This window comes from Streptomyces orinoci (genome assembly GCF_003121295.1).
Taxonomy (GTDB): domain Bacteria; phylum Actinomycetota; class Actinomycetes; order Streptomycetales; family Streptomycetaceae; genus Streptomyces; species Streptomyces orinoci.
Window position 1 is genome coordinate 1 of record NZ_PHNC01000037.1, and the last position, 2,943, is coordinate 2,943.

Sequence of the window (2,943 nt, forward strand, 5' to 3'; positions counted from 1 at the left end):
ATGCAGTACCATCGGCGCTGAAAGGCTTAGCTTCCGGGTTCGGAATGTAACCGGGCGTTTCCCTAACGCAATGACCACCGAAACACTATGAAACAGACAACCGGCACTTTGGYTGTTCGTKGYYTCAGAACYWACACAGTGGACGCGAGCAACTGAGGACAAGCCCTCGGCCTATTAGTACCAGTCAGCTCCAACCGTTACCGGTCTTCCACACCTGGCCTATCAACCCAGTCGTCTACTGGGAGCCTTACCCCATCAAGTGGGTGGGAGCCCTCATCTCGAAGCAGGCTTCCCGCTTAGATGCTTTCAGCGGTTATCCCTCCCGAACGTAGCCAACCAGCCATGCCCTTGGCAGGACAACTGGCACACCAGAGGTTCGTCCGTCCGGTCCTCTCGTACTAGGGACAGCCCTTCTCAAGACTACACGCGCACAGCGGATAGGGACCGAACTGTCTCACGACGTTCTAAACCCAGCTCGCGTACCGCTTTAATGGGCGAACAGCCCAACCCTTGGGACCGACTCCAGCCCCAGGATGCGACGAGCCGACATCGAGGTGCCAAACCATCCCGTCGATATGGACTCTTGGGGAARATCGGARGCCTGTNNNCATCCCVGGGTACCTTTTATCCGTTGAGCGACGGCGCTTCCACAAGCCACCGCCGGATCACTAGTCCCGACTTTCGTCCCTGCTCGACCCGTCGGTCTCACAGTCAAGCTCCCTTGTGCACTTACACTCAACACCTGATTACCAACCAGGCTGAGGGAACCTTTGGGCGCCTCCGTTACCCTTTAGGAGGCAACCGCCCCAGTTAAACTACCCACCAGACACTGTCCCTGATCCGGATCACGGACCCAGGTTAGACATCCAGCACGACCAGAGTGGTATTTCAACGACGACTCCACACACACTGGCGTGCATGCTTCACAGTCTCCCACCTATCCTACACAAGCCGAACCGAACACCAATATCAAGCTATAGTAAAGGTCCCGGGGTCTTTCCGTCCTGCTGCGCGAAACGAGCATCTTTACTCGTAGTGCAATTTCACCGGGCCTATGGTTGAGACAGTCGAGAAGTCGTTACGCCATTCGTGCAGGTCGGAACTTACCCGACAAGGAATTTCGCTACCTTAGGATGGTTATAGTTACCACCGCCGTTTACTGGCGCTTAAGTTCTCAGCTTCGCCCCACCGAAATGGAGCTAACCGGTCCCCTTAACGTTCCAGCACCGGGCAGGCGTCAGTCCGTATACATCGCCTTACGGCTTCGCACGGACCTGTGTTTTTAGTAAACAGTCGCTTCTCGCTGGTCTCTGCGGCCACACCCAGCTCAGAGAGCGTGTCTCATCACCGGACATGGCCCCCTTCTCCCGAAGTTACGGGGGCATTTTGCCGAGTTCCTTAACCATAGTTCACCCGAACGCCTCGGTATTCTCTACCTGACCACCTGAGTCGGTTTAGGGTACGGGCCGCCATGAAACTCGCTAGAGGCTTTTCTCGACAGCATAGGATCATCCACTTCACCACAATCGGCTCGGCATCAGGTCTCAGACTATATGTCACGCGGATTTGCCTACGTGACGTCCTACACCCTTACCCCGGGACAACCACCGCCCGGGCTGGACTACCTTCCTGCGTCACCCCATCGCTCACCTACTACAGGTCTGGTCCGTCGGCTCCACCACTCCCCTCAACTCCGAAGAGATCAGGGCGGCTTCACGGACTTAGCATCGCCTGGTTCAGCGCTGGCGCTTCAAAGCGGGTACCGGAATATCAACCGGTTGTCCATCGACTACGCCTGTCGGCCTCGCCTTAGGTCCCGACTTACCCTGGGCAGATCAGCTTGACCCAGGAACCCTTAGTCAATCGGCGCAAGAGTTTCCCACTCTTGTATCGCTACTCATGCCTGCATTCTCACTCGTGAACCGTCCACAACTACCTTCCGGCGCTGCTTCACCCGGCACACGACGCTCCCCTACCCATCACAGCAGACGTTGGTCCTTATGCTGCAATGACACGACTTCGGCGGTACGCTTGAGCCCCGCTACATTGTCGGCGCGGAATCACTTGACCAGTGAGCTATTACGCACTCTTTCAAGGGTGGCTGCTTCTAAGCCAACCTCCTGGTTGTCTCTGCGACTCCACATCCTTTCCCACTTAGCGTACGCTTAGGGGCCTTAGTCGATGCTCTGGGCTGTTTCCCTCTCGACCATGGAGCTTATCCCCCACAGTCTCACTGCCGCGCTCTCACTTACCGGCATTCGGAGTTTGGCTAAGGTCAGTAACCCGGTAGGGCCCATCGCCTATCCAGTGCTCTACCTCCGGCAAGAAACACACGACGCTGCACCTAAATGCATTTCGGGGAGAACCAGCTATCACGGAGTTTGATTGGCCTTTCACCCCTAACCACAGGTCATCCCCCAGGTTTTCAACCCTGGTGGGTTCGGTCCTCCACGACCTCTTACAGCCGCTTCAACCTGCCCATGGCTAGATCACTCCGCTTCGGGTCTTGGGCGCGCTACTCTGGTCGCCCTATTCGGACTCGCTTTCGCTACGGCTTCCCCACACGGGTTAACCTCGCAACACACCGCAAACTCGCAGGCTCATTCTTCAAAAGGCACGCAGTCACGACCGCCAAGCAAGCTTGACGGCGACGCTCCCATGGCTTGTAGGCACACGGTTTCAGGTACTATTTCACTCCGCTCCCGCGGTACTTTTCACCATTCCCTCACGGTACTATCCGCTATCGGTCACCAGGGAATATTTAGGCTTAACGGGTGGTCCCGCCAGATTCACACGGGATTTCTCGGGCCCCGTGCTACTTGGGTGTCGCACAAGCAAGCCGCTGATGTTTCAGCTACGGGGGTCTTACCCTCTACGCCGGGCCTTTCGCATGCCCTTCGCCTACATCAACGGTTTCTGACTCGCCCAACAGCCGGCAGACTG

2 rRNA genes are annotated in these 2,943 nt (G+C 56.9%); both read right to left on the reverse strand.

The annotated features are described in order from the left end of the window. A 5S ribosomal RNA gene (gene rrf, locus CV755_RS32340) occupies positions 1–82 on the reverse strand; the annotation flags it as partial. A 72-nt stretch (positions 83–154) separates the two neighbouring features. Then, positions 155–2,943: ribosomal RNA gene (locus tag CV755_RS32345) — 23S ribosomal RNA — on the reverse strand; the annotation flags it as partial.